Source organism: Tolypothrix tenuis PCC 7101 (assembly GCF_963874875.1).
In the GTDB taxonomy this organism is placed as follows: Bacteria; Cyanobacteriota; Cyanobacteriia; order Cyanobacteriales; family Nostocaceae; genus Aulosira; species Aulosira tenue.
In genome coordinates, this window is sequence record NZ_CAWNJS010000001.1 from 3,326,384 (window position 1) to 3,351,515 (window position 25,132).

The 25,132-nt window shown below is 39.7% G+C and carries 16 protein-coding genes; 11 read left to right on the forward strand and 5 right to left on the reverse strand.

Annotation, left to right across the window (positions count from 1 at the left end; translation table 11 throughout):
• The first annotated feature begins 168 nt into the window (after positions 1-168).
• The 4 genes from AACU25_RS13540 (at position 169) to AACU25_RS13555 (ending at position 8,760) form a co-directional block, all read left to right on the forward strand.
• A complete protein-coding gene (locus tag AACU25_RS13540) occupies positions 169-1,161 on the forward strand; it encodes a FecCD family ABC transporter permease (protein WP_096576424.1) in 993 nt (330 codons plus the stop codon).
• A gap of 83 nt (positions 1,162-1,244) precedes the next feature.
• Positions 1,245-2,138, forward strand: coding sequence for an Rpn family recombination-promoting nuclease/putative transposase (locus AACU25_RS13545; RefSeq protein ID WP_096576426.1), 894 nt, complete (start codon positions 1,245-1,247; stop codon positions 2,136-2,138).
• Between the two features lie 100 nt (positions 2,139-2,238).
• Positions 2,239-3,015, forward strand: a complete 777-nt coding sequence (locus AACU25_RS13550) for an ATP-binding cassette domain-containing protein (RefSeq protein WP_096583732.1) — start codon at positions 2,239-2,241, stop codon at positions 3,013-3,015.
• A 174-nt stretch (positions 3,016-3,189) separates the two neighbouring features.
• Positions 3,190-8,760 carry an AAA family ATPase gene (locus AACU25_RS13555; RefSeq protein WP_096576428.1) on the forward strand — a complete coding sequence of 1,857 codons (5,571 nt, stop codon included), beginning with the start codon at positions 3,190-3,192 and terminating at the stop codon, positions 8,758-8,760.
• On the opposite strand, the gene AACU25_RS13560 is transcribed toward AACU25_RS13555, so the two are convergent.
• On the reverse strand, positions 8,737-9,798 hold the full coding sequence (locus AACU25_RS13560) for a J domain-containing protein (RefSeq protein ID WP_096576430.1): 1,062 nt from the start codon (positions 9,796-9,798) through the stop codon (positions 8,737-8,739). The genes AACU25_RS13555 and AACU25_RS13560 overlap by 24 nt on opposite strands.
• A 630-nt stretch (positions 9,799-10,428) precedes the next feature.
• Here AACU25_RS13560 and AACU25_RS13565 point away from each other — a divergent pair.
• The 3 genes from AACU25_RS13565 to AACU25_RS13575 all read left to right on the forward strand — a co-directional run bounded on the left by AACU25_RS13565 (position 10,429) and on the right by AACU25_RS13575 (position 12,237).
• The gene (locus AACU25_RS13565) at positions 10,429-10,638 is read left to right on the forward strand and encodes a hypothetical protein (protein ID WP_190445901.1); all 210 of its coding nucleotides are present in this window, start codon (positions 10,429-10,431) and stop codon (positions 10,636-10,638) included.
• Between the two features lie 322 nt (positions 10,639-10,960).
• Positions 10,961-11,365, forward strand: a complete 405-nt coding sequence (locus AACU25_RS13570) for a hypothetical protein (RefSeq protein ID WP_096576434.1) — start codon at positions 10,961-10,963, stop codon at positions 11,363-11,365.
• A gap of 98 nt (positions 11,366-11,463) precedes the next feature.
• Positions 11,464-12,237 (forward strand): intermediate filament family protein, encoded by a 774-nt coding sequence (locus AACU25_RS13575; protein WP_096576436.1) that lies wholly within the window; start codon positions 11,464-11,466, stop codon positions 12,235-12,237.
• A 160-nt stretch (positions 12,238-12,397) separates the two neighbouring features.
• Here AACU25_RS13575 and AACU25_RS13580 read toward each other — a convergent pair whose 3' ends face one another.
• The 3 genes from AACU25_RS13580 to tftA form a co-directional block, all read right to left on the reverse strand.
• Complete coding sequence (locus AACU25_RS13580; RefSeq protein ID WP_321206807.1) at positions 12,398-12,529, reverse strand: hypothetical protein; 132 nt, start codon at positions 12,527-12,529, stop codon at positions 12,398-12,400.
• Complete coding sequence (locus AACU25_RS13585; RefSeq protein ID WP_096576438.1) at positions 12,526-12,837, reverse strand: type II toxin-antitoxin system HicB family antitoxin; 312 nt, start codon at positions 12,835-12,837, stop codon at positions 12,526-12,528. Before AACU25_RS13585 ends, AACU25_RS13580 begins: the two co-directional genes overlap by 4 nt.
• Positions 12,838-12,962: 125 nt before the next feature.
• Positions 12,963-14,303, reverse strand: a complete 1,341-nt coding sequence (tftA, locus tag AACU25_RS13590) for a hormogonium tapered terminus morphoprotein TftA (protein ID WP_096576440.1) — start codon at positions 14,301-14,303, stop codon at positions 12,963-12,965.
• A gap of 283 nt (positions 14,304-14,586) precedes the next feature.
• Here tftA and dnaG point away from each other — a divergent pair, with 283 nt between their 5' ends.
• Together dnaG and AACU25_RS13600 are read left to right on the forward strand one after the other, a co-directional pair.
• The gene (gene dnaG, locus AACU25_RS13595; RefSeq protein ID WP_096576442.1) at positions 14,587-16,503 is read left to right on the forward strand and encodes a DNA primase; all 1,917 of its coding nucleotides are present in this window, start codon (positions 14,587-14,589) and stop codon (positions 16,501-16,503) included.
• A gap of 289 nt (positions 16,504-16,792) precedes the next feature.
• Entirely contained in the window at positions 16,793-17,251 is a 459-nt protein-coding gene (locus tag AACU25_RS13600) for a DUF3592 domain-containing protein (RefSeq protein WP_096576444.1), read from the forward strand.
• Positions 17,252-18,609: 1,358 nt separating this feature from the next.
• Here the strand turns inward: AACU25_RS13600 and hpnI are convergent.
• Positions 18,610-19,779, reverse strand: a complete 1,170-nt coding sequence (gene hpnI / locus AACU25_RS13605) for a bacteriohopanetetrol glucosamine biosynthesis glycosyltransferase HpnI (RefSeq protein ID WP_321206809.1) — start codon at positions 19,777-19,779, stop codon at positions 18,610-18,612.
• Between the two features lie 312 nt (positions 19,780-20,091).
• Here hpnI and AACU25_RS13610 point away from each other — a divergent pair, with 312 nt between their 5' ends.
• Positions 20,092-22,017 carry a transglycosylase domain-containing protein gene (locus AACU25_RS13610; protein WP_321206808.1) on the forward strand — a complete coding sequence of 642 codons (1,926 nt, stop codon included), beginning with the start codon at positions 20,092-20,094 and terminating at the stop codon, positions 22,015-22,017.
• 270 nt (positions 22,018-22,287) lie between these two features.
• On the forward strand, positions 22,288-24,891 hold the full coding sequence (locus AACU25_RS13615; RefSeq protein WP_096576446.1) for a chloride channel protein: 2,604 nt from the start codon (positions 22,288-22,290) through the stop codon (positions 24,889-24,891).
• Positions 24,892-25,132: the final 241 nt, after the last annotated feature.

Below are 25,132 nucleotides of genomic sequence, written 5' to 3' on the forward strand. Positions count from 1 at the left end.
AATCACATTTCTACAAGCGCGAGATAGGGGAAAAAATGTTGGGTTGAGTCCAGAAATGAGAATGATCAGTTGGATGTGATTTGACGATGCTGAATTGCTCATGGGGAAGAGAAAATAGAGGGATGAGGGAGAAATAATTGATAATCAACCCTCAACCGCAAACAGCAAATGATCAAAGCCAAACACCGCCTATTTTGGGCGATTTTACTCTTAGTTACAGCGCTGATAGTGACGCTAGCGCTTTCCTTGTCTCAAGGTGCAGTACCTTTGAGTTTAGACGAATTGTGGCAAGCTATTCTGCACCAAGGCGATCGCATCAAGCAAACAATCGTCTGGGATTTACGACTTCCGCGGATTGTTGCAGCTTTAATTGTGGGTGCGGCTTTGGGAATGTCTGGCGCATTGTTGCAAGGAATGTTGCGTAATAGCCTAGCTGATCCTTTTATTTTGGGGATTTCTGCAGGTGCAGGGTTAGTTGTCATTGTGATGGTAGTGTTGCAAATTTTCCCCGCAGCGATTCCTCTAGCAGCTTGGCTGGGAGCAATTATGACATCGGCTATAGTAATTTTCCTCGGTCGCGCAGGGTCAGGAATTGCTGTAGAACGCTTGATTTTAGGCGGTGTGGCGGTAAGTTCTTTATTTGGTGCCGTGCAAAGTACGTTACTTTTAGTAGCAGAAGATGGTCAAATTCAAATTGCGCTGAATTGGTTAGTTGGGAGTTTGAACGGACGAGGCTGGAAAGAAATTGCTACGGCTGGGCCTTACATTATTGTGGCATTACTGGGCGGATGTTTGCTGGCGCGATCGCTCAACGTTTTAGCTTTGGGAGATGATTTAGCTTTAGGTTTAGGCGTATCATTAACGCGATCGCGTTTATTGATTGGTGGTGTTGCAACTTTACTCGCTGCTAGTGCAGTCAGTATTGGCGGTTTAATCGGCTTTGTTGGTCTTGTGGTTCCCCACGGTGTCCGCCTCATTGTTGGTACAGATCATCGCTTCGTATTACCACTTTCCGCCTTAGCTGGTGCATGGTTACTCATCTTTGCCGATTTACTCTCCCGGCTGGGAGCCATAGAATTACCAGTAGGTTCAGTCACCGCTTTGCTAGGTTCACCATTATTTATCTGGTTACTTTATCGCCGTTCGGCGGGATTGAATTAGTAGGCAACAAATTTATCAACCAGTATTTCTCACACTTGACTGCTAGATAATTAAGCTAGCACAACAGTGACCAATGTGAGTGTATGATTGACCACGACAGACTTTTTAAAGAATTGTTATCTACATTTTTTGTAGAGTTTCTTGATTTATTCTTACCACAAATCGTGAGTCAAATTGATAGAAGTTCTATCCAGTTTCTGCCACAGGAAGTATTCACCGATGTCACTTCTGGAGAAAGGAAAGAAATTGATATTTTAGCGCAAGTATATTATCGGAATCAGGATACTTGCTTTTTAATTCATGTTGAGAATCAGTCTTACACTGAGTCAGTATTTGCCAAGCGGATGTTTAAATATTTTGCTAGGTTATATGAAAAATATGATCTAGCTATTTATCCAGTAGTCATTTTTTCCTTTGATGAACCCAAGCGCCCAGAAACTCAAATTCACACTGTGACGTTTCCCGATTTAAAAGTCTTGGAGTTTCAATTTACTGCAATTCAATTAAATCGCCTAAGTTGGCGAGACTTTTTACAGCAGCATAACCCAGTAGCTGCGGCCCTAATGGCAAAAATGAATATTCCGGTAAACGAAAGACCACAAGTAAAAGCAGAATGTTTACGGTTATTAGCGACATTAAAATTAGATCCCGCTCGAATGCAGTTAATTTTGGGTTTTGTTGATACCTATTTACAGTTAAGTGCCGCAGAAGAAACTATTTTTAAAGCAGCAATCGATACAATGAACTTAGATGAAAAGGAGGAAGTTATGGAAATTGTCACTAGTTGGGAACAAAGAGGAATGCAAGCAGAAAGACAAGCGACCATTATTGAGGTTTTAAAACTCCGATTTGGTGATATTGATGCTGCATTAGAACAAATAATTCCTAAGTTAGCGCAGTTACCAAGAGAGGATTATTTAAGTCTACTTTGGAGATTATCTCGTGAGCAATTGCTGGCAAGATTTCAAAGTGAATAAATCAGAAATGGGGATTGGGGGCTGAACAATGAGTAAGGGAGAAATAACAAATGCCAATTACCAATTACCCATTACCCATTACCCATTACCAAATAATACTATGCCACTTGATTTACAAAACCTCACTGGCGGTTACACCTCAGATCCCATTATTCAAAACATTAACCTAACATTACAAACAGGAGAATGGTTGAGTTTAGTTGGTGCTAATGGTTCTGGGAAATCTACCTTATTAAAATTACTTAGTCGCATTCTTTCGCCGCAGCAAGGAACTGTGTTGTTAGATGGCAAAGAAATTCACTCCCAACCACCACATTTAGTAGCTCAAAAGTTGGCGTTATTACCGCAACAACAAACTGTACCTATAGGCTTAACTGTGCGACAATTAGTAGGCTTAGGACGTACACCCTATCAACCTTGGTGGCAATGGGAATTAACAGCTAAAGATAAGCAGAAAGTAGAAGCTGCAATTGCTAAAACCCAACTAGAAAAATTTAGCGATCGCCTGGTTGAACAGCTTTCTGGAGGCGAAAGACAACGGGCTTTTTTGGCTTTAGCTTTGGCACAAGAACCACAGGTTTTATTATTAGATGAACCGACAACTTATTTAGATATCAATTATCAGTTACAACTATTAGAATTACTCAAAGATTTAAATCTGCAACAAGAATTAACTATTGTCACAGTATTACACGAATTAAATTTAGCGGCGCGTTATAGTTCCCGCATTGCTTTATTAAAACAAGGTCAACTTTGGGATGTCGGTACACCAGCAGCCGTCCTCACCCCAGATGCGATCGCCCAAGTCTTCGGCGTAGAATCCGTTATTATCCAAACGCCTGTCGGTTTACAGGTTTGTGCGATCGCGGCTGTGTAATGGGAAGGGGGAAAGGGAAAAAGGGGAAGGGGGAAGGGGGAAAGGGGAAATTATTATTACCCATTACCCATTACCCATTACCCATTACCCATTACCCGTTTGTTATATACCTTCCCATTCATGGGAACACTAGTTAATAAATCAAATTTTATTAACATAGTGAGTTTTAGTGATATGGTGGGTGCATTATTTAAAATTCTAGGATACCAAATTGAGCAACAAATCTATGCGGGAGATAGAACAGTTGTCTACCGGGGAATTAGAAAGCTAGATTCACATCCTGTAATTTTAAAATTGATGCGGAATGACTATCCGAGTCTGAACGAAGTTATTCAATTTCGTAACCAGTACAATATTACGAAAAATCTCAATATCTGCGGTGTTGTTAAACCATACAGTCTGGAACAATATGGTAATGGCTATGTACTGGTAATGGAAGATTATGGTGGTGTATCTTTATCCCATTACCTGAAGCAACATCTTGTTGGGGGTAAGTTACCTCTAGGAGAATTTTTTCCGATTGCGATCGCAATTACTATAACTCTGGGTGAACTGCACAGACAACGCATCATTTACAAAGATATTAAGCCTGCTAATATCTTGATTCATCCTGAAACTAAGCAAATTAAAATTATTGATTTTTCTATTGCTTCTTTATTACCAAGAGAAAGTCAACAAATACAAAATCCTAATGTTTTAGAAGGAACTTTGGCTTATATTTCTCCAGAACAAACTGGCAGAATGAATCGGGGTATTGATTATCGCACAGATTTTTATTCTTTGGGTGTAACTTTTTATGAGTTATTGACGGGAAAGTTACCCTTTGAATCAGCCGATCCTCTGGAGTTGGTTTACTGTCATATTGCTAAAATGCCTATGGCATTGGGTAACAGCAAAGAAATTCCCCAGGTACTGTCTGATATTGTCATGAAACTGATGGCGAAGAATGCCGAAGACCGCTATCAGAGTGCGGCTGGTTTAAGATATGACTTAGAACATTGTTTTAGTCAATGGCAAAAAAACAGTGCGATCGCAGCTTTCGCACTAGGACAAAGAGATATTAGCGATCGCTTTTTAATTCCAGAAAAACTCTATGGACGACAAAGCGATGTTGAGGCTTTACTACAGGTATTTGACCGGGTTGCAGGTAATAGAGAACAGACAGCAAATTATAATTTATTATCTCAAAGCGAACTAGTTTTAATAGCAGGTTTTTCGGGTATTGGGAAAACTGCTGTAGTCAATGAAGTTCATAAGCCGATTGTGCGGCAAAAAGGCTATTTTATTGCAGGTAAGTTTGACCAGTTTCAACGTAACATTCCCTTCTTTGCTTTTGTGCAAGCTTTAGAGGATTTGATGTCACAAATTCTCACCCAAAGCGATAGCCAAATTGCTGATTGGAAAACGAAAATTTTAGCTGCATTGGGAGATAATGCTGAAGTTATTATTGATGTGATTCCTGAATTGAAAAGAATAATTGGTACCCCACAACCTGTCACAGAACTTGCTGGTAGTGCTGCACAACAAAGATTTAATCGCTTATTTCGCAAATTTATTCAGGTATTTGCCACTCCTGAACATCCTTTAGTGATATTTTTAGATGATTTGCAATGGGCAGATACAGCATCATTGCAATTATTAAAAATGTTAATGAGTGAAATTAAAATTAGAAGTTTATTAATTATTGGTGCCTATCGGGATAATGAAGTTACAGAGAACCATCCCTTAATGCTGACATTAGATGAATTACGTAATACTCAATTTCAAAATAAAATCACCACAATTACCTTAGAACCACTCACTGCTACAGATATCAATCATTTATTTGCTGATAGTTTAAGCTGTACCTTAAAAGAAGCATTACCTCTGGCTAAACTAATTTATCAAAAAACACAAGGGAATCCTTTTTTTAGCTTGCAAATGTTAAAAAGCCTTCATGCAGAAGGGCATATTAATTTTGCACCAGAATTTGGTATTTGGCGATATGACTTGCATCAGGTAGACAATTTAAAACTGACAGATAATGTTGTGGAGTTTATGGTGCAGCAATTGCAGAAATTACCAGCAGCCACACAAGATATCTTAAAGTTAGCGGCTTGTATTGGTAATACATTTGATTTAGAAACTTTAGCAATTGTCTATGAAAAACCTTTGGTAGAAACCGCCGCTAATTTATGGTCAGCTTTAACTGAAGGTTTAATTGTAGCTAGAAGCCAAACATATAAATTTTTCTACCAAGAAGATAATACATCTCAACTTCATAGTTATGGTAATTTTTTTAATGGCGATGATTATATTTATGATTTTCTCCACGACCGCGTCCAACAAGCTGCTTATTCTTTAATTGATGAATCCCAAAAACAAGTTACGCATTTGCAAATTGGTAATTTACTATTAAAAAATATTTCTGGTGATGCACAGGAAGAGCATATTTTTGAGCTTGTCAATCATTTGAATATAGGATTACAATTAATTACCGAACTAAGCCAAAAAGAGCAAGTAGTGCGATTGAATTTGCAAGCAGGATGTAAAGCTAAGGCTGCCACAGCTTACGCCACAGCATCCCAATATTTAGCAACTGCTATGCAATTGTTATCCGATAATAGCTGGTTAACACAATATGAATTAACTTTTACAATTTACAAAGAACTTGCAGAAGTTGAGTATTTAAATAGTAATTTTATTCAATCTCATGCCCTGATTAAAGAAGCATTAATCCAGGTAAAATCAGCACCGCAGAAAGCTGAATTATATAATCTATTAATTGTACAGCATACAATGCAAGCTGATTATGCCTTAGCAATTGAGGTGGGTAAACAAGCTTTATCTCTGTTGGATATTGATTTTTCTGATGCTAATATTAAATATTTGATTGATGCCGAAATTGCGGAAATTACCGCTAGTTTAGCCAATTGCTCAGTTATTTCGCTTTTGGATGCACCCGTAAATACAAATCCAATTTATAGTTCTGCCATTAAATTATTAATTAGTTTAGATCCACCTACTTATATTAGTTCCTCACTGGATTTATATATTTTTGTGACAGTCAAAGCGACAAATCTGTCAATTAAATATGGTAATGTGGCGGAATCGGCTAAAGCCTATGTTAATTATGGTTTTCTTTTAGGTTCGACTTTAGGAGATTATCGTACAGGATATGAATTTGGCATTCTAGCAACTCAAATAGCTGACAAATTTCACGATCGCGGTCAAAAATGTAAAGTAAATTTATTGCTGGGTAATTGGTTACATAATTGGAGTAAACCCGCGCATTTAGCAATTGCCATTAACAATACTGGCTACCAAGCTGGCTTAGATGCAGGAGAATTACAATTCGCGGGTTATAACTTGTTGGGTAATATATGCAATCAATATTTTCAAGGCGCTAACTTAAATCATATTCGTGCAGATATTAGCAAATTTCTGCCTTTTACTCACCAAACAAAAAATACATTCATATCTGAGATTTTAATCGAAATACAACAGGTAATCGCGCAATTAATTGGTGATTCTTCACAGCCATCTGCACCAGAATTACAGCAGATTAGTCAATCAGCAATGACGCTGGCGATCGCGCATCTTTTCAAAGCGCAATTAAATTATTTACAAGCACAATTTGATATTGCTTTACACCACATCACCCAAGCAGAAAAATATCTGCCGGCGATTTTTGGTTTTACGACTTCAGCTAGTTATCCTTTTGCTCATGCTTTAATTTTAGCGGCGCTTTATCCCCAAGCATCTCAAGAAAAACAACGTCAATACTGGCAAAATTTAATTAACCATCAAAATCAAATCAAAATTTGGGCAAATTCCTGTCCGGAAAACTTTGAGCATCGCTATTTGTTAATTCAAGCAGAAATTGCGCGGATTACCAACCGAGAATTAGAGGCGATGGATCTTTACGATCGCGCGATCGCCTCGGCGCAAATTCATGGCTTTAAGCAAAATGTCGCTTTAGCCAAGGAATTAGCCGGGAAGTTTTGGTTCGCCAAAGGTAAAAGCAATATTGCTCAACTTTATCTCAGCGAGGCAGTAGACGCTTACATCCAATGGGGAGCCATCTCCCAAGTTAAACTTTTAGAAGCACAATACCCACGCTTATTAAAGAAAAATCAAAATTTATCGCTGTTAGCAACTGAATCTCGCCAAAAAAGCATTATATCTACCACTAACATTAATTTCTCAGCACAACTAGACTGTGCAGCTTTTTTCAAAGCCTCCCAAGCGATCGCAGGAGAAATTCAACTCGAACAACTCTTGGCAATTTTAATGCAAGTCATGCTGGAGAATACTGGCGCGAAAAAATGCGTGCTGTTATTAACCAAGAACCAGCAGTTAGCGATCGCCGCCACAGCTAGCTTTGATGGAGACAAGATTCTCTCTCAAACTCATCTCTCAGCCATACCTTTAGAAACCAGCCAAGATATTCCCCTAGCCGCGATCAACTACGTCAAGCGCACCATGACACCCTTGGTAATTGATGACATTGCTAGCGAATCACGCTTTGCTAGCGATGCTTACATCATCTCCCAGCAACCGCGCAGTGTGCTGTGTACTCCCATCCTCAATCAAGGTGAGTTGATGGGTGTATTGTACTTAGAAAACCAACTGACAGCCGGAGTTTTCACCCGCGATCGCTTAGAAGTAGTGCAACTTTTAACCAGTCAAGCTGCTATCTCCCTAGAAAACGCCCAACTTTACACCGATTTATCGCAAACCACAGCCGAACTCCAACAAGTAAACACCCAATTAGCCGCATATTCTCATACTTTAGAGGCAAAAGTTGCCGAGCGTACAGCACAATTAAATGCTCAAACACAAGAATTAGAAACAGCATTTAAAAACTTACAAACTGCTCAAATGCAACTGATTCAGAATGAAAAAATGTCGGCTTTAGGACAGCTAGTAGCAGGAATTGCTCATGAAATTAATAACCCCATTAGCTTTATTTTTAGCAATCTTTCCCCTGCCACAGAATATATTAATGATTTAATTCATGTTTTGCAATGTTATCGTCAACAATATCCCCAACCCACGCCACAACTGCAAGAACAAATTGCTGATGTTGAACTAGATTTTATCACCCTAGATTTGCAAAAAATTCTCCATTCTATGGAAGTTGGCGCAGAAAGAATTCGTAATATTGTCGTCTCACTGCGAAATTTCTCCCGTCTGGATGAAGCGGAAATTAAAGCTGTAGATATTCATGAAGGGATTGATAGTACTTTGATGATTTTGCAAAACCTCCTGCAAGCAAAATCCGAACGCCCAGAAATTCTTGTCAGCAAACAATACGGAAAACTGCCCTTAATTGAATGTTATGCCGGACAACTTAACCAGGTATTTATGAACCTGATTATGAATGCCATTGAAGCCTTAGATGATGCCATGATTCAAGGAAAAATGACTGACAATCCTCAAATTTGTATTCGTACAGAACTGGATGAATTAGATAAAATCAAGATTTACATTGCTGATAATGGTATTGGTATTAATGACAGCATCAAGCCTTATTTATTTGACCCTTTCTTTACCACTAAACAAGTTGGCAAAGGCACAGGTTTAGGCTTATCCATCAGTTACCAAATAATTGTAGATAAACACCAAGGAATCTTAGAATGTCAATCAACACCAGGTGCAGGTGCAGAGTTTGTGATTACACTACCAATTCGGCGGACAAGGTTTAATCTCGGTGTAGATATTGAAAATATCTATATTTTAGAATCTGACGACACCTTGTAATTCTGATAGCATCTGCTCTAAAATATCTGCCATAATTTCTTGGTTTAAATCATGTAATATTCCTGGGCCATTGAGAAACTCTTGAATTGTAATTTTTTGTTCCTTAAAATCTTTTACAAAATCTCGAATTTCTGTAACTATATTCATTTGACTCTCTATTTCATCTAACATTTGATTAACCGAGTCCACACCTGCTTTGGCTGCTTTGCGATGATCTGCAACCATTGCTCCTTCTGGGGTATGTTTCGCCTGACGCAGTTCTCGTTTTAAATTCTCATATTGATTTTTTAAAATTTGGTTTTGCTGTTCGAGAGTCTTACATCTTCTAGTTAAATCATCTTCGCTATTATTATCAATAGATTCGCCTAATTCATGCTGACGTTCAATTTCTAAAAGTCTCGCTAAATCTCCTTCTTGGTAAGCTTTATTAATTTCCTTCATGATTTCTGTATGGTACATTTGCGTTTCGCTGTCTTTCACTTTATCTGGATGAAAGATTTCCGCTAATCTGAGAAATGTTTGGCGAATTTTCCGAGATTCATCTTTTCTCGTTGCCGAATTATCTCCCCATTCTTGCTGTCTTTGGTGATGTTGATTGCGATTTTCTTCACTCTCTTCCTCGAAATCAAACTCTTGTCGTAAATTTTCAAACAGTTCATCTATTTCTGTATCTTCTTGCTGACTTTCAATCTTAGGACTAATCACTCCTGCTAATTGCAGGTTCCGATAAAGTAATTTAATATTTTTTAAGCTTTGTTTACCTAATTTCCTGGTTGTAAATATTTCTGCAAATAGGGCATGAATCTCCTGATCTATGTCAGTCATTTGCTTTAACTTGGGAGTAGCGCGATGAAATATCTCCGTGGCTAAAGAGCGCATTTTTTCGACAAAATTTTTTAATTCTGTGCGCTTGCGCTTAATCTGTTTTAGTAGCGATTGATGTTCCTTTTCTAGCGCATCTAAATAGATATGTAACTCCGAGAGTGCTAATGGTGTAGCTTGCACTGAGTGAGATTTCGATGATTTTGTTCGCGGCATAAAATACCTAAAAAACTCAAGGGTTAAATAAATAACACAACTGTTAAGTTTAGAAGTTATTAGTTACAGAAGATACTTTCTAGATGATACATGATTGCTGTAATCAGTAATCGCCCAAAAATCAATTTCTGCGTAGAGGTAAACCACAATAGGCGACAAGTATATTTAATTTCTCATGTACAAGAGTGCGTTAGCGCAGAGAGGACAGCATCATCCAGAATTTTTGGTACTAGAAAGCGGAAAGTTATTAAATTGTTGTAAAAGCTACATTTTCCTGATTGAAAGCGGTTTTGTTAATTGCCAACTATAACTACAGACGTAGAAGTTAAACAATAAGAATAAATTTTAGGAAAAATTTAGAATTTTTATCGGCTTTCCCTTTCAGAATGAGCGCAATAGCTGTTGTAGTTCTTTTGATAATCAAGTACTATCTGACGAAATATCAATAAACCCCACTGGTTAATTCTAGAGGAGGTGATGCCTAAGAGGGTTGAGGTGCTATTTATGGTAATAGCAAATGTAATTCTAGCTATTCAACTGTCAAAACCATTGATAGCATAGGAATTTCACACTTTAATTGAGTAATATTTCTGATATTGCCATGTCTACTACTATTAGGTAGGTAACATTATGCATATGTCTATTTGGCTATTTATTGCCGCTACTTCTTATACTTTAGGCGCTATTATTCAATGGCTGCAACTGAAAAATAAACTCACCGAGATATATGAATATACTAATTTTCCCATAGTTTGGGCAGCAAATTTAGTGGCGATGTTTGTCTGTGGGATTAAAGCTTTGGTTTGGCCTTATATTTTGTTGCTCGATCAGGAAAATTAAAATTCGGACGTTGTATCTTTGCGGGATGAAATCAGAATTTTGAGCAACGCAAAAAGTTTATTCTTTGCGTCTACCCTGCGGTAAGCCATTTCGTGTCTATGCATCGAATGCTTGCAATAAAAATCATCCTATCAATCAGCAACGCCAGAATTTCTTAGGTTTCTTTATATAATTGAGTATGTTGGTGCGGCGCTTGGCGACAACACACCCTACAGTAATATTATTTTTAAATAAACTCTAATGTCTTTTGAACGCTAAAGTTAGAGAATTCGGCTCATCAACCGCTATACTATCGCTGGAGAGTGATCTGTAAAAAATAACTATGTTGCGGTTAGTGTTGACAGCTTTACTAGTGCTATTGACAGCCTGTGGTACGATTGGGCTGCTACCCACTAATCAGTTAGTGCAAAAAGCGATCGCACTTCAGCTAGAACAAACGCAACAACAACTTACCCAAAAGCTGGATTTAGACTTAAAAGGCTTTGATATTGAAAAGCTAGCAATTAGCGAACAAAAACCCCTCACCATCGAAAATTTACCTGCTTTCCGGGTGCGGGGAACCTACGACTTAATTATCAAATTACCTAAGAGACGCTTGACGCAACTGCAACAACCTTTTGAAGTGTATCTGCAAATTCAACGAGAAGGTAAAACTTGGCGATTGCTGCTACCCGAAAGGGGAAACAAAGATACCCAACCAATTTGGCATAGCTACCTCATCTTGTAGCTAATTGTGCAATTCTAAAAACTATCATAGGGATTACCGTAAAACTGCCCAAGCCTAGCCATGATTGAGGTAACAATTTCACTATAGGCAGGGCAATTATGTATATTAATTTTTTTGTGAGTTCTATTGTTGGAATTTTAGTTATAGTACTAGGGACTTTTGGCATCTTGCAATGGTTGCACATCCCTACTGGTAGCTTTCTCGATTGGGCTATTGCTGGTGCAAGCTTTTGGTGGCTGTTGGTAATTGTGACCGTACCTTGGAATGTGCATTTTCAAGCCAAAGAAGTGTTAGCAGAAGGCGCACAATCCAAAGAAAAGGGAATTCCCGTAGATGAGAAACAATTAAGGTATGTCAAACTTTTAGCCAAGCGATCGCTGTGGGTGGCGATCGCGTTACATATCATTTCCACCATTGGACTTTATACCCTCGCCGCCACAGGTATTAGTGCTGTAGGATACATCAGTTCCGGTGCAGCTTTGTTACTAACTGTGCTTCGTCCAGCAATCCGCGCCTACGAATATTTATACACAAGATTACGGATGATTCGCCAAGAATGGCAATATCCCCGTGAAGATATTATGGAACTGCGCGATCGCTTTTCCGTATTGGAAGAAAAAGTCAGATCCTTGGAAGAACAGCTGAATTCAGAAAACTCTTACTCAATTCCTGCAATTCAACAACGGTTTAGTGAAGAAACCCGCCGCGACTTAGCCAGAATCGCCGCCAACTTAGAAGAACTACGCGCTACTAACCAAACCGAACACGAACGATTATCCAGAGAAGCCAGAAATGCGATCGCGCAACTTTCCACCGACGGACAATTTCTCGATCATGTGCGCGAAATTATCCGCTTTTTCAAAACAGCGTAATGAGTGCTGATACCAATTCAAATAATGTTTGCGAAAACCTTAAATTGTAGGGTGCGTTAGCGATAGCGTAACGCACAGAGAAAGATGGTGCGTTACGGCTAATTCTCATTCTCTTAAGTTCCAAAATTCTTGCACAGCCGTAACACACCCTACTTAATATTTACTTTATAAATAGCTTGTTAATACCAGTTGTTGTCAGTTGAATCTGAGCAGATAAAAGCCTTGCAATAACAGCTGGGTGATTCCGTCCATAAAGACTCAGGTGATCTGTATCTAAAATGTAAATTGTCATGCCTCATCTGCTAATTCATTAGATTCTTTGCGGATGAAGGCTAATTTTTCCATGAAATCATCAAATGTGGGATCGTTGGCAAATATTCCCGCATATTTCATTTGAGGAATAGCTTCATTTCCTTGTTCTTCCTGATTCACTTCAATGGTTACAAACTTACCCTTTGCTAGTTGTGCTTGTAAGGCAGATTTAACATTAGATATTGCTTCTTCCTCAGTCTTTCCCTCAACAGTTAGATTTGGCATTTCGACTACTGATGCTACAAAATGCTGCTCGGATTGATTTTGCACAAATACGCGATATTCCATGAACGTTGTTTCCTAGAGTAAGATTATTAAAATTATCAAGCTCCAGAGGCAGAAAATATAAGAATTAGCTGTGTTAATTTGCTAATAAATTCTTCACTCTCATAAATCATAACAATCTAGCTAATTCAAATACCATATAAACGTTTTACCATCGCTGTAATTTTGGCACCATAATCTAAATCTGCTGACCATCGCCCAGATAATTGATCAATTAATGGTGCAATTCCTCGTGTCACAAATCGAAATCTGGGGTCTACAACTTCATTTACTAAAGGTTCTAAACTAGCATAAGCTTTTAAATGTTGGATATGTGCCCTCACGCCAATTCTGGCACTTTCAAAAGATGCTGCTTGTGTAGCACCACCAATTGTCCCTAAACCTGCAAAGTTATTTTGCTCGGGTTTAATATCACCACCAAAGCGTAAAAATCCAGTTTCTACACACATTTGGCAAAAGGCTATATCGTAATTAACTCCTTCTACGCTGGCTTCTTCTCGGTAAAGTTTTGGTATATCTGGAAATCGCACTAAAGCATTCTCATTATTGTTTCTCAAGAATACTTGTAACTGCACTTCTGAAGTGTTGCCATTGGAGACAATTTTATCTAACTGTCCGGGGCAAACTACTAAAATAGAACGTAGCTGAACAGTTTTAGTTGCCGCATCCCAACCCACAGAAACATTAAAGTCTCGCAGTTCAATTGCTTTAACATACACTACTTTATGATAAGTAATACGGCGAACTTCGGGAACTTTTGATAAATCAACTCGCAAGCGGTCAGCTAAATCAATGGGTATATAAGCATTACCATTCACAAGTATGCCTTTTTCGGCGTAATTTTGTCCGTTAATACTAATATTAATGGGAGGATAAGTTACCTCTGGTGTATTACCTTGACTGGGGTCAACTACACGACTCCAAGATGCCAAGCCATCTGCTATTCCTAAAGCAAAATCGCGGCGACGGGTTTGCAATAAAGACCTATCTTCAGGACTGCTGAGAAATCCTACTTGCATCAACAAAGAAGCGATCGCAGTTTGTCGGCAAAATGCTAACTTACCTAATCCACTATCAGTATCAGGTCTAACTCCGCGATTTGGTAATTGGGGTACACGGCGTACAAGTCCAACTAAGAGCAGTTCCGCATTGCTTTTACGCTGATCGTTACTGGCAATATAGAAGACGCTAGCTCCGCGCACATTTGGGCTAGTAGCTGCATCAGCGTGAATTTCTAACGCCACATCGGTGGAACGTCCACGAGCATTAATCCAGGCGATTGTATCCGCTGCACTCAAATCATCGGGAACAGACAAAACTTCAAAACTCCGCGCCCGCAGTTCTGTTACAATCAAATCCCGCAACAGAATCATTTCTCTAGCTTCTGTTGTCCCGCCTGCGATCGTCCCTGGATCGATTCCGCCAGCTTCTTTACCACCGTGAGCAGCAGAAATAAAAATACGCCCCATCTTCAGTATTTCCTCTTATAAGACTCAGCCTCAGCCATACTATCTATATTTCTTGGTTGAGCAACAACAATATAATATCCATCAGGAGTACCTAATCATTTCTCCTTTGTCTTTTCTCCCAAGTTTGTTGGGGATTGGGGACTGGGGACTGGTGATTGGGGACTGGTGACTGGGGAGATGAGGGGACAAGGAGACAAAGGGAAAAAGTAATTACCAATCACCAATTACCCATTACCCATTACCAATTACCCAATGACAAATGACAAAGGACAAATAACAAACTATGCAAATCCCCCGCTTGCACCCGGATACAATTGAAGAAGTTAAACAACGTGCTGATATTGTAGATGTCGTCTCTGAGTATGTAGTTTTACGCAAGCGCGGTAAAGATTTTGTGGGATTATGCCCGTTCCACGATGAGAAAAGCCCTAGCTTTACTGTTAGTCAGACTAAGCAAATGTATTATTGCTTCGGCTGTCAGGCTGGGGGAAATGCGATTAAGTTTGTGATGGATGTGGGTAAGCGTTCCTTTGCGGAAGTGGTGCTGGATTTAGCACGGCGTTACCAAGTACCTGTACAAACTTTAGAACCTGAGCAAAGACAAGAATTGCAGCGTCAGCTGTCTTTGCGTGAGCAATTATACGAAGTTCTCGCTTCTACAGCACAGTTTTATCAACACGCCCTCAGACAATCTGCCGGACAAAAAGCCCTACAGTATCTTAAAAGCGATCGCATTCTCAAAGAAGAAACAATACAGCAATTTGGCTTAGGTTATGCTCCCGCAGGCTGGGAAACTGTTTACCGTTATTTGGTAGATAGTAAACATTACCCAGTGCAACTAGTAGAAAAAGCGGGATTGATTAAACCCCGCAAGGAAGGGGGCGGTTATTATGATGTGTTTCGCGATCGCTTAATGATTCCCATCCGCGATATTCAAGGGCGGGTAATTGGTTTTGGTGGGCGAACCCTCACCGATGAGCAGCCAAAGTATCTCAATTCCCCGGAAACTGAGCTTTTTAGTAAAGGTAAGACTCTCTTCGCCCTCGATCACGCCAAATCTGGGATTTCGCAATTCGATCAAGCTGTGGTAGTAGAAGGATATTTTGATGCGATCGCTCTCCACGCCGCAGGAATTAATAATGTTGTCGCTTCTCTCGGTACTGCTTTAAGTTTAGATCAAGTCCGCTTGGTATTACGCTATACCGACTCAAAACAATTAGTTCTCAATTTTGATGCGGATAATGCAGGTACTAACGCCGCATCTAGGGCGATTGGCGAAATTGCCGAACTCGCTTATATGGGCGAAGTGCAACTAAAAATTCTCAACATCCCCGATGGTAAAGATGCTGATGAATACTTGCACAACCATAGCCCAGAAGACTATCGCCAACTTTTAATTAATGCTCCCCTGTGGCTAAATTGGCAAATTGACCAAATCCTCAAAGACCGTGATTTAAAACAGCCTACAGATTTTCAGCAAGTTACTCAAAGCATAGTAAAATTACTGAAAAATATAGTTAATAAAGATACGCAAAATTATTATATTTCCTATTGTGCGGAAATCCTCAGCTTGGGAGATAGCAGACTAATTCCGTTACGAGTCGAAAATCTGCTGACTCAAATTTCTCCTGCTAACAATACTTCTCAACCCATACAAATTAAAAAAAAATGGGAGAACAATAAAGCTTCCCAGGCTACAGTTACAACTAGCGATCGCGGTTTGCTAGAACGTGCAGAAGGCTTATTATTGCGGATTTACTTACATTGTCCCGAACAGCGCCAAACTATTTTAAATGCATTAGAAGAAAGAGACTTACAATTTAGCCTTTCTCACCACCGCTTTTTATGGCAAAAAATTATCGAGTTAACCATAGAGCAAGTAGACTTAATTTCCAATCTGCAAGATAGATACCTAGAATTAGCTGAGGATTTGAATTTAGTATCTCATTTGTTTCATTTAAATGAGAAAAACAAGAAAGATATCATGCGGACTCCGCAAGTAGTTCAGGCTGCGATCGCTTGTATGGAAAGGGTAATGCGAGAAAAGCGCTATCGTCACTTTTTGGAACTTTGGCAAGAAACCGATCCAGAAGCAGAACCAGAAAGATGGCAATCATATTATCAAGCTTTTTATAACGAAAAACTACAACTTCAGGAATTAGATCGTCAACGCCAATTTTCCATCACAGACTTGGTTTAGCCATTCAATTTGAGTTTTGATATTTCCATCAATCTGTAATTTGCCCAGAATCATTTGTAGAAGCGTTTTTGAAAAATACCATTTTGAAAAAAGAATGTGACAGATTGGTAGGTAGGGGCACGGCACCAGTAAGATAATTTGATATACCAAAAGATTATAGATGCCGTGCCCTTACAAAGAATTTATTTGTCGCAAATATTATTTGAACTTGGATAAGAAATATAAACTCTTGATGTATCAAATTTTTGATGAATACTAAAGTTATTTAATAGTTGATTTTGAAACTTCTATGAATGATGATTCAAAATTCTTTTTAATGTTTGGTTCAATGTTTGCGGGTATTGGCGGTCTATTTGCTGTTATAGGCATTGTTTTTTTCATTAATACTCACTCTTTTGTCAAAACAGCCGAATCTCTACCAGGAACTGTAATTGATTTCAAGTTACGTTCATCAAGAGATAGTAAGGGTCGATCATCTTCTGCTTATTATCCAATTGTTAAATTTACACCCAGTTCTGGCCAAAAAACTATATTTGAATCCCATACAGGTAGTAAGCCACCAGCATTTAAAAAAGGTCAGCAAGTAGAAGTTTTATATCACTCTCAAGACCAGGATTCCGTCATGATTAATTCTTGGTTTGAGCTATGGTTTTTGCCTACAATGTTTACTGGGTTGGGTTCAATTTTCGTATTGGTTGGAGGAACTGTACTAGTTATACCTTTGCGGAGGTTGGTAAGTTTGAAGTAACACACCCTTGTATCTTATACCAATTTGAAAAAAGAATGCGACAGATTGTAGGGGCACGGCAATGCCCATTGGTGTCAACTTAAGCTAAAAGCTATATACGGCGAGTGTTGTAAAAAAACCCTCGCCCTCATCCCCTAACCCCTTCTCCTGGGGGAGAAGGGGAATTAAATCTCTTGCTCCCCTCTCCTCGTGGGAGAGGGGCTGGGGGTGAGGGCGAAACCTTGCAACCAAGCGGGTTTCACGTTAAGTTGACAAGTATGGGCACTACCGTGCCCTCTAGAATATATTGATGTGTCGCAAATATTATTTTATTTAGTATTAGACGCGCGAGAAATTCTATCAAATTTTGCAAAAACTCCTAAAAACAACAACACCCAAGCTGCGATTTGCTTAGTGATTTCCTCTCGTTTATCTTTGCACACGGGGCTACAATTACTAACTACATACTCGCTATGTAATTAACTTTTTGTATTATCCCCCTCTTTACCACATTGAGGAAATATTAGCTTTCGAGTTGGGTGTTGTTGTTAGTTGGCGATACTGACTATCTAACAGCTTTTTTACCTCTTAACTAACTGGACTTTGTCAACTTGGCTGTTGTATTCGCCGCATGAAGCTTGATTTGCTTCATATTTTTAAAATAGCACGCTTAATTTCTGATAGATTCAGTATGAAAATAAACTTTACTTTTAAAAATATTTGATTTATAAATAGCAACAATTCTTTTCAATAAATGCGTCAGATTCTAACTGCTGGAAGTTCAGATAATTTTAAGGGCATAACCATGTTATGCCCTACCTAATCTAACCGAATCCTATAAAATTTTGGCAAAAACCTCTAAAAACAACAACACCCAAGCTGCGATTTGCTTAGTGATTTCCTCTTACTTCGGCGTTACAAATGGGGCTACAAAAATTATCTACATACTCGCTATGTAATAATAATTTACTTGTATCATCCCCCTCTTTACTAGATTGAGGAAATATGAGCTTTCGAGTTGGGTGTTGTTGTTAGCTGACGAGACAGACGAATTAACAGCTTTTTTACCTCTTAACTAACTTGTACTTTGTCAACTTGGCTGTTGTATCTGCCAGGGAAGCTTGATTAGCTTCATGTATTTAAAATAGCACGCTTAATTTCTGATGGATTCTACTGAAAATAAACTTTACCTACTTAGATGTTCTTACTCATCGATTGCAACGTTTTCTTAAAGATAGATAACCAAATATATAGCTAACCTAAATTATTGATGAGAAAATAGATTGCCTGACTCTACAGTTAGGGAATTTACCAAATAAAACCTCTGTTATCTATAAAAGGCGATCGCAGTTTTTACAGAGAATTCAGGACAAATATGCTCATGATTCTTTTAAGAAAACTAATTTACCACCTGCGCTTAACTTAAATTTTTGTCCGCGCCAGGTGATAGTGCTACCGACAAAGCCACTACACCAAATCGCAAAGTGGAACAAATCACGTACAGGAATAGCCCAAAAAAACTGTTTAGCGACTGAATCTTTCAGCATGGTTACGCCAACCACCCAAGCCATCAGCGATCGCATTATCCAGGTAATAGCGAGTACTACCCAAGCAAAAATTGATCCTCCCGTAGCTAGCAAAAACAGCAAGCTATTAACTGTACCGAAAGTAAATAGCAATCCCAGATAACCCCCAGGGCGAGAAACGCGGATACAACGCGCCCAACGGATTTGGCGCTGGATAACATCAGCCAAGGTGCTATCGTCTAAAACATGATCGACGATGTAATCAGATAGCACCACTTGATAACCAGCTTGGGCGGGTAAATAACCTAGTTGGAAATCATCAGCCAGATGATCGGCGATCGCATCAAATCCCCCCATCGCTGCTAAGGCTTGTTTGCGGATGACAATCGTAGAACCAAAGGCGAATTTAATCCCCTCCAGTTGATTGCTGACTAAAACACCAGGATGAAAATCGCAAGCTGTACCGATAGCTTCTAAAATTGTTACCCATCCTTGAGCCAGAGAACGGTATAAACAAGTAACTACACCAACTTTCTCTTCTTTGAATGGTTGAATGACTCGTTGCAAATAGTCTCTACCAACGCAAATGTCACTATCAGCGATGAGTAAAATTTTATGTTTCGCCGCAGTTACAGCATTCGCCAAATTACTGACTTTCAGGTTAGCGCCAATAATGCGATCGCTGACCACCAAATCAATATCTATATCAGGGAACTGCTGGATAATTTTATTGATAACTTCTATCCCCGGATCTTCGCGATCGCGCACCGCAAAGATAATTTGATATTGGGGATAATCTTGTTGGCAAAATGAAGCCAGGTTATTTTCAGCATTGCGATCAACGCCACAAATAGGCTTGAGGATGCTAACAGGGGGGTGGAATTCTAAATCAATATCACGGGGTTGGCGAAAAAAAGCGATCGCTGCATATATGGCAAAAGAGTAAAAAAAGATAGCTGATAAGCACAAAATAAATAGTAACGCTGGAATAATTGGGATTTGCAACCCGAAAACTGAACTCAACCCCACGTGAATCTCCTCAATAAGTGCGCGATTAAACGGTCGTCCTATTTCTTTCCAGATTTAATCTAAAATCCAAAATCGTCTCGGTCAACTATTCCATTAGATATATGACATTAGGAATATTGCTTTGGCGATCGCTCTTATTTATCTTAAGACTTAGGGTGCTAAATTCTTCTTAAGCTTTACTACCATAGCAGTAGGTCAATGAGATTTATCAAAAACTAATTTACCAACTCAAATATTTATAAATCAACTTGGCATTTTCTACAGTTTTATTTTAGTTAATTTTAATAATTAAAAGGTATAATTGCCGTGTCTTCATCTAAAATTATCGATAGAAAACATTCACAAATTCAGACTTTACCTAAGTGGGAATTTTGGCAAGGAGTTGGTCAAGTAACTGGTGGTACACTGCTATCAATAATTCTATTATCAACTTCTGTGATATCTGGCGGCTTAGTTGGTTTAGCTATTAGTTTTCGAGATTTACCAGATGTAAGACAATTACGCAACTTTTTTCCATCAGAAACAACTTATATCTATGATATTAAAGGCAAGCTTTTAGCCAGGATACATGGTGAAGCTAATCGACAAGTAGTGTCTTTAGATGCAATTTCTCCTAATTTAAAACGAGCTGTATTAGCTAGTGAAGATAGTAATTTCTTCGATCATCACGGTATTAATCCTGTGGGGATTGGACGAGCTGCGATCGCAAACTGGTTAGCTGGTGGTGTCCGCGAAGGTGGTTCGACAATCACCATGCAGTTAGTAAAAAATATATTTTTATCCCAGAAGCGTGCTATTACCCGAAAAATTGCCGAAGCAGTATTAGCAATTAGGTTAGAGCAAGTTATTACTAAAGACCAAATTTTAGAAATGTACCTCAACCAAGTTTACTGGGGACACAATAATTATGGTGTACAAACAGCCGCACGCACTTACTTTAATAAATCAGCGGCAAATTTGACTCTAGCTGAATCAGCAATGATGGCAGGTTTAATTCCCGCCCCAGAAGAATATAGCCCGTTTGTGAATATGAAATTGGCTAAACAAAAACAGAAAGAAGTACTGGGGCGAATGTTGGAATTAAATTGGATTAGTCAGCAAGAATATAATGATGCTCTCAACCAAAAAATCAAACTTGGTAAAATCAAATCTTTTCAAGGTAGCGCTTTGCCTTACGTTACCAATACTGTGGCTCAAGAACTAATTAAAAAATTTGGACGTGAAGCATTACTCAAAGCTGGAATGCGGGTACAAACCACAGTAGATACAGACTTCCAACTGATGGCAGAAGACACTATTAAGAAGTGGCATCAAATTCTTGAAAGTCAAGGGATATATAAAAATCAAATGGCTTTAGTGGCTATCGATCCGCGCACACATTTTGTCAAAGCATTAGTGGGTGGTATTGATGCCAAAACTAGCGAATTCAACCGCGCTACACAAGCACAGCGTCAGCCTGGATCTTCTTTTAAGCCGTTTGTTTACTATACCGCTTTTGCCAGTGGGAAATTCACACCCAATTCCACGATATTGGATACCCCAGTTAGTTATCGAGATGGTAGCGGTTGGTATTATCCACGCAACTATGATAATAGCTTTATGGGAGCAATATCGATTCGTACTGCTCTGTCCCTGTCCCGTAATATTCCCGCAATCAAGCTTGGTAAAGCTGTAGGGATGGATAAAGTCATTGAAACTTGCCGTACCTTAGGCATTATGAGTCCAATGGTGCCGGTAAGTTCTCTGCCACTAGGTGCAATTGGTGTCACACCACTGGAAATGGCTAGTGCTTATGCAACCTTTGCTAATTATGGCTGGCAATCACCAGCGACGATTATTGCCCGTGTGACTGATAGCAGTGGTAATGTGTTGCTAGATAATACTCCAAAACCGCAACTAGTTCTTGACCCTTGGGCATCAGCCGCCACTTTAGATGTGATGCAATCGGTAGTGAATGAAGGAACTGGTAAAGGCGCAGCTATCGGTCGTCCAGTCGCCGGCAAAACTGGTACAACTTCTTCAGAAAAGGATATTTGGTTTATTGGCACTGTACCACAGTTAACTACTGCTATCTGGGTAGGAAGGGATGACAACCGACAATTAGCTCATAGTGCAACGGGTGGTGGTACAGTGGCCCCTGTCTGGCGTGATTTTATGCAGAAAGCACTTAAGGATGTACCAGTAGAAAGATTCCAGCCTCCTTCTAAGTTTCCTCGGCCTAAATCCAATTGAAAAATAGATATTTGAGAAATGCGGATTCTGGTAGTGGAAGCCCTGACTGACTTAGTGGTGCTAGACAATACTGATAAACTTTTGTCTGCGAAACGTCTTGACCAGATTAAAAGGTAACAGCAAAGAAGTGATCAAGGTGTACTGAGTTTTTTCCAAAATCAAATACAAGTCATATATCTTTTGATATATGCAAATTTCATTGAATTTTCATTTTTTAATGAAACGCTATTGATAGTAGAAACGACTGCTGAAAAGCGATCGCTAAAAATTATGTTAGTGAGGGGAAAAATTCTGTGGTTGAGGCTTTACCGCCAGATGCTGCAACCTAGACGCTTGGCTTTCTTTGAAGCTTGTGTGATTGGTTTGGTGTCTGGATTGGCAGCAGTTGTATTAGGGCAAGCAGTAGACTGGGCAGGGGCATGGCGAGTTCATATTTCTTACCTTTGGCCTGCCTATTTGGTGTTACCTGTTATTGGACTCGTAGGCGGAGTCTTAGCTGGTTGGCTAGTAGAACGCTTTGCACCCGAAGCATCAGGTAGTGGGATGTCGGAAGTGAAGGCGGTATTAGCTCGTGTACCGATGCCGTTGAATTTGCGAATTGCTTTAGTTAAGTTAGTCAGCGCCACTTTAGTACTGGGTTCGGGAATGCCTTTAGGACGGGAAGGGCCGACTGTGCAAATTGGGGCGGCTTTAGCCAATCAACTGAGTAATTGGGTGCCGACTTCCCCAGAACATCGTCGTCAACTGATCGCCGCTGGGGCTGGCGCAGGGTTAGCTGCAGCTTTTAATGCGCCAATTGCTGGTGTGTTATTTGTAGTGGAAGAACTACTCCAAGATGTCTCAGGTATTACCCTTGGCACGGCAATTTTAGCTTCTTTTATTGCTTCAGTTATCTCTCGGTTATATGGCAGTCACAGCTTAGATCTGAACGTTAATTTAGCTGTGACACATACAACATTCTTTGCTCAGGAAATCCCTTTCTACTTGATTTTAGGGGTGCTGGCTGGGTTACTAGGAATTCTCTTTAATAAGAGTGTGATTGCTAGTTTGGCAGTTAACCGCCGCCTGCTACGCTTGAGTTTACCCTGGCGAATTGGAATTGTTGGGTTAATTACTGGTGTTGCGATCGCACTTTTGCCTGTAGCCTTTCGCAATCATGCTGGGTTGCGAGATCTGTTACTTACAGGTAGTAGTGATTCAGTATTGGCTGCGATCGCTTTTGTTGTTCAATTTAGCTTAATTATTTTAACTTACGGCTCTGGCGCACCGGGTGGTTTACTAGTTCCCACCTTAGTCTTAGGTGCTGCCCTTGGCTATTTAGTAGGTGCTACGCAAGAGAGTTTGCTGGGCATGAGTGCAGCCACAACCTACGCCCATGTAGGCATGGCAGCATTTTTTAGCGCTGTCTCCAAGGTGCCAATAACTGCTGTGGTCATGGTTTTTGAGATGACCACAGATTTTAATTTGGTGCTACCGTTAATGATTGTGTCTGTAGTTGCCTATTTAGTTGCAGAAAAAATAGACTATAGGTCGCTTTACGATTTGCTACTTGAATGGAAAGGCATTCACATTAAAAAAGAACCCGTTGCCGAGGGACTTTTAGCACAGTTAACTGCCGCAGATGTTATGCAGCGCCGTGTGGAAACTCTCTCTAGCAAAATGAGTATTGATGAAGCAGTACAGGCATTTTCCCATTCTCATCATCGCAATTTCCCAGTAGTGGAGAATGGCAAACTTGTGGGTATTGTGACTCAAAAGGATGTGGTAAATACTGGCTCACAGCAGTTAGCTCGTGATACAGCTATCAATGGGATTATGACACCAGAGCCAGTTACAGTCAGCCCCACAGCTACCCTGGCTTATGTTTTACATCTACTCAACCGTTATAACTTGAGCTGTTTACCTGTTACAGAAGGTCGCAAACTTGTAGGAATTATTACACGCACTGATATTATCCGCGTTGAAGCCGAGCGACTCAATGGTAATGTAGACAAAATTGAGCCGACCAAGACATTAGAACCTTCTTATGTAATTTACCAAACTCGCGCTCCGGCTATGAGAAAAGGCAGATTGTTAGTGCCATTGTCCCATCCACAGACAGCCGAGACCTTACTCGAAATGGCAGCAGCGATCGCAAAAGAAAAGCATTACGAAATTGAATGTCTGCAAGTGATTATAGTTCCACGCGATCGCTCTCCCTCTGAAACGCCAGTGTCAACTGCCAAAAGTCATCGTCTGTTGCAACAGGCTGTACAGTTAGGGAAAGATTGTCGAATTCCTGTGCATACACAAATTCGCGTTGCCCATGATGTTGCTGGGGCAATATTAGAGACTGTTAAAGAGCGACATATAGATTTAGTACTCATGGGTTGGAAAGGCAATACTTCAACTCCGGGTAGAGTTTTCAGCCGAGTGGTAGATACTGTGATTCGCCAGGCTGCTTGTGATGTTGTTTTAGTAAAATTAAATGACCATAAAGGTTTTGAGCGTTGGTTGTTACCAATGGCAGGTGGCCCCAACTCCAGCCAAGCAATCCAGCTATTACCAGCTCTAACTACCCTCAGTTCATCACCTGCGATTAAGCTATATCAGGTTTTCAAACCTACTGAATCTCAACCAGATACAACATTGCTCAACAGATATCTTCGCTTTCTTGAGCCGAGAGTTAGCGGTAAAGTGACTGCTACCCCAGTCTGTGCTAGTTCTGTTCCTGAGGCTGTCATTGATTGCGCCCAACAAGACTGCAGTGATGTGATTATCCTGGGTGCTAGTCGTGAAAGTCTTCTCAAGCAAGCGATTAACGGTAATATTCCTGAAAATATTTCTCGTAGAAGTAATTGCACAGTTATTTTGGTACGCAGTGCTACAGCTTAGGACTTGCAACTCAAAAAATATTCCATCCCTGCGGGACGCTACGCGAACGCTGTGTATGCAGAGGAAGCAGAGGAGAAAGAATCTCCCACTATGAAAATGGAATAATTTATTTTCTGGAAGTCTCTTAGGTATTTCCAAGAAATAAATTATTCCATCTTGTGGGGCGGGCATCTTGCCCGCCACATAAACTGGGCGGACAAGATGTCCACCCCACAATAAATACTGGGATATTTTTTTATTT

Bases quoted from the DNA above. Each gene is read 5' to 3' on its own strand.
- AACU25_RS13540 (WP_096576424.1), top strand. From the start codon at position 169: ATGATCAAAGCCAAACACCGCCTATTTTGGGCGATTTTACTCTTAGTT.
- AACU25_RS13545 (WP_096576426.1), top strand. From the start codon at position 1,245: ATGATTGACCACGACAGACTTTTTAAAGAATTGTTATCTACATTTTTT.
- AACU25_RS13550 (WP_096583732.1), top strand. From the start codon at position 2,239: ATGCCACTTGATTTACAAAACCTCACTGGCGGTTACACCTCAGATCCC.
- AACU25_RS13555 (WP_096576428.1), top strand. From the start codon at position 3,190: ATGGTGGGTGCATTATTTAAAATTCTAGGATACCAAATTGAGCAACAA.
- AACU25_RS13560 (WP_096576430.1), bottom strand. From the start codon at position 9,798: ATGCCGCGAACAAAATCATCGAAATCTCACTCAGTGCAAGCTACACCA.
- AACU25_RS13565 (WP_190445901.1), top strand. From the start codon at position 10,429: ATGCATATGTCTATTTGGCTATTTATTGCCGCTACTTCTTATACTTTA.
- AACU25_RS13570 (WP_096576434.1), top strand. From the start codon at position 10,961: ATGTTGCGGTTAGTGTTGACAGCTTTACTAGTGCTATTGACAGCCTGT.
- AACU25_RS13575 (WP_096576436.1), top strand. From the start codon at position 11,464: ATGTATATTAATTTTTTTGTGAGTTCTATTGTTGGAATTTTAGTTATA.
- AACU25_RS13580 (WP_321206807.1), bottom strand. From the start codon at position 12,529: ATGACAATTTACATTTTAGATACAGATCACCTGAGTCTTTATGGACGG.
- AACU25_RS13585 (WP_096576438.1), bottom strand. From the start codon at position 12,837: ATGGAATATCGCGTATTTGTGCAAAATCAATCCGAGCAGCATTTTGTA.
- tftA (WP_096576440.1), bottom strand. From the start codon at position 14,303: ATGGGGCGTATTTTTATTTCTGCTGCTCACGGTGGTAAAGAAGCTGGC.
- dnaG (WP_096576442.1), top strand. From the start codon at position 14,587: ATGCAAATCCCCCGCTTGCACCCGGATACAATTGAAGAAGTTAAACAA.
- AACU25_RS13600 (WP_096576444.1), top strand. From the start codon at position 16,793: ATGAATGATGATTCAAAATTCTTTTTAATGTTTGGTTCAATGTTTGCG.
- AACU25_RS13615 (WP_096576446.1), top strand. From the start codon at position 22,288: ATGTTAGTGAGGGGAAAAATTCTGTGGTTGAGGCTTTACCGCCAGATG.